The sequence below is a fragment of the Altererythrobacter sp. C41 genome (assembly GCF_016803135.1).
Classification (GTDB): Bacteria; Pseudomonadota; Alphaproteobacteria; order Sphingomonadales; family Sphingomonadaceae; genus Pelagerythrobacter.
On sequence record NZ_JAEVFE010000021.1, the window covers coordinates 1 to 3,246 of the forward strand.

Below are 3,246 nucleotides of genomic sequence, written 5' to 3' on the forward strand. Positions count from 1 at the left end.
GGCGGCGGGTTCGGGCAGGGCGGCGATCCGGTCGCTGCGCAGCACCACGCCGCCGTTCAGGCCGGGCAGCGCGACCGCGCCGACTTTGGCTTCCCCGTCGATGGCAAGCCCGACATGGACCGCCCAGTCGTCGCGCTCCTCCCCGTACTCGCGGGTCCCGTCGACCGGATCGATGATCCAGACCCGCGACTTCTCCCGCCGGGTGAGCGTGTCGCGGCTTTCCTCCGACAAGACGCCGTCGTCGGGGCGCTGGGCCTGGAGCGCGTGGAGCAGGAACCGGTTCGAGACCTCGTCGCCCGCGCTGCCGAGCGCCTTGCCCTGGAACAGCCCGCTCTCGCGCACCTCGATCAGGATGCGTCCGGCGGCAGCGGCGAGCTGCGCTGCGAGTTCAGCGTCGGTCACGGTCATTTGAGGGGAAGAATCCTGGAGACGATGTAGTCGGCGGCTTCCTCGACCGTCATGTCGACGGTGTTGACGCGGATCTCGGCGTTCTCCGGTTCCTCGTAGGGGCTGTCGATCCCGGTGAAGTTCTTGAGCTCGCCTGCACGGGCCTTCTTGTACAGACCCTTCACATCGCGTGCCTCGGCCACGTCGAGCGGGGTATCGACGAAGATCTCGATGAACTCGCCCTCGTCCATCATCTCACGCACCATGCGCCGCTCGGCGCGGAACGGGCTGATGAAGGCGGTGAGGACGATCAGGCCGGCATCGGTCATCAGCCGGGCAACCTCGCCCACCCGGCGGATGTTCTCGATCCGGTCGGCCTCGGTAAAGCCGAGGTCGCGGTTGAGCCCGTGGCGCACGTTGTCGCCGTCGAGCAGGAACGTGTGCCGGTTCATCAGGTTGAGCTTCTGCTCGACCGCATTGGCAATGGTCGACTTGCCCGATCCCGAAAGGCCGGTGAACCACAGCACGCGCGGGCGTTGGTTCTTCAGGCCTGCGTGCTCCTCACGGGTGATCGTGGTCGGCTGCCAATGGACGTTCTCGGCACGGCGCAAGCTGAAGTGCAGCATGCCGGCGCCCACGGTCGCATTGGTCATCTTGTCGATCAGGATGAACCCGCCGAGCGCTCGGCTGTCGTCATAGGGCTCGAACACGATCGGCCGCTCGGTGCGCAGCTCGGCCACGCCGATCGCGTTGAGGCCGAGCGTCCTGGCCGCGAGATGCTCCCCCGGACTTCCGACGGCGTTGACGTTGATCTCGTACTTCGGCTCCTGCACCGTGGCGGTCACGGTCTGGGTGGCGAGCTTGAGCCAGTAGCCGCGCCCGGGCTTCAATGCCTCATCGCTCATCCACACGATCGTCGCCTCGAACTGGTCGGAGGCCTGCGGCGGATCGCCTGCCGCCGCGATCACATCGCCGCGCGAGCAGTCGATCTCGTCCGTGAGGGTGAGCGTGACCGACTGGCCGGCGACCGCTTCGCCTGGTTCGCCGTCAAAGGTAACGATCGACTTGATCGTGCTGGTCTTGCCCGAGGGGACCACGCGGACCGTATCGCCCGGCTTCACCGTGCCGCTGGCGATCAGGCCGGAGAAGCCGCGGAAGTCGAGGTTGGGGCGGTTGACCCATTGCACCGGCATCCGAAAGCTGCGCGCCTGCGCCGCAGTACCGGCAACCTCGACCGTCTCGAGACGCTCGACCAGGCTCGGCCCTTCGTACCACGGCGTATTGGGCGAGGGGGCAGAGGTGATGTTGTCGCCCTTGAAGCCCGAGATCGGGATCGCGGTGAACTCCTCGATGCCGATCTCCTCGGCAAAGGCGCGGTAGTCGGCGACGATGTTGTCAAAGGTCTCCCGGTCGTAGTCCACCAGGTCCATCTTGTTCACCGCCAGCACCAGGTGGCGGATGCCGATCAGGTGCGCGAGATACGAATGGCGCCGGGTCTGGACCAGCACGCCCTTGCGCGCGTCGACCAGGATCACCGCGAGATCGGCGGTCGAGGCGCCGGTCACCATGTTGCGCGTGTACTGCTCGTGCCCCGGGGTGTCGGCGACGATGAACTTGCGCTTCTCGGTCGCGAAAAAGCGGTAGGCGACGTCGATCGTGATGCCCTGCTCACGCTCGGCGGCGAGGCCGTCGACCAGCAGCGCGAAGTCGAGTTCCTGCCCCTGCGTGCCGACGCGCTTCGAATCGGACTCCAGGCTGGCGAGCTGGTCCTCGAAGATCATCTTCGAATCGTAGAGCAGCCGGCCGATCAGGGTCGACTTGCCGTCGTCCACGCTGCCGCAGGTGATGAAGCGCAGCAGCCCCTTGTTCTGGTGCTGCTCGAGATAGGCGTCGATGTCCTCGGCAACGAGGCTGTCGACCCGGTAGGCGGGTTCGGTCGAAGCGTCGTGGGTCATCAGAAGTACCCCTCCTGCTTCTTCTTCTCCATGCCGGCGCCGCCTTCGTCCTTGTCGATCGCGCGGCCCTGGCGTTCGCTGGTGGTGGTCAGCAGCATCTCCTGCACGACTTCGCTCAAGGTGGCCGCCTCGCTCTTGACCGCGCCGGTCAGCGGATAGCAGCCGAGGGTGCGGAAGCGGATCGAGCGCATGACCGGCTCCTCGCCCGGCTCGAGCGGGAAGCGTTCGTCGTCGACCATCAGCAGCAGTCCGTCGCGCTCCACCGTCGGGCGCGGCGCGGCGAGGTAGAGCGGGACGATCTCGATCCCCTCGGCCATGATGTACTGCCAGATGTCGAGCTCGGTCCAGTTCGACAGCGGGAACACGCGGATGGACTCGCCCTTGGCTTTCTTCGCGTTGTAGAGGTTCCACAGCTCGGGGCGCTGGTTCTTCGGGTCCCATCCGTGGCTCGCCGTGCGGAACGAGAAGATCCGCTCCTTCGCCCGGCTCTTCTCCTCGTCGCGCCGCGCGCCGCCGAAAGCCGCGTCGAAGCCATAGTGGTCGAGCGCCTGCTTCAGGCCTTGCGTCTTCCACATGTCGGTGTGCAGCGGCCCATGGTCGAACGGGTTGATCCCGCGCTCCAGCGCCTCGGGGTTGCGCCACACCAGCAGCTCCATCCCTGCGGTCTCGGCCATCCGGTCGCGCAGCGCGTACATGTCGCGGAACTTCCAGGTCGTATCCACGTGAAGCAGCGGAAACGGCGGCGGCGAGGGATGGAACGCCTTGCGCGCAAGGTGCAGCATCACCGCGCTGTCCTTGCCCACCGAATACAACATCACAGGCCGCGACGCTTCCGCCGCAACCTCACGCATAATATGTACGCTCTCGGCCTCAAGCCGCTCAAGATGGGTCAGGCGATGCATCG

3 protein-coding genes are annotated in these 3,246 nt (G+C 66.4%); all 3 read right to left on the reverse strand.

The genetic code is table 11. The features are described 5' to 3' along the window. On the reverse strand, positions 1-408 hold a 408-nt coding region (locus tag JNO53_RS15205; protein WP_338015377.1), incomplete at its 3' end, for an inositol monophosphatase family protein. After that, positions 405-2,342, reverse strand: a complete 1,938-nt coding sequence (gene cysN / locus JNO53_RS15210) for a sulfate adenylyltransferase subunit CysN (RefSeq protein WP_203113609.1) — start codon at positions 2,340-2,342, stop codon at positions 405-407. The genes cysN and JNO53_RS15205, both read right to left, overlap by 4 nt. Next, positions 2,342-3,244, reverse strand: coding sequence for a sulfate adenylyltransferase subunit CysD (gene cysD / locus JNO53_RS15215; protein ID WP_203113612.1), 903 nt, complete (start codon positions 3,242-3,244; stop codon positions 2,342-2,344). Before cysD ends, cysN begins: the two co-directional genes overlap by 1 nt. Positions 3,245-3,246 lie beyond the last annotated feature (2 nt).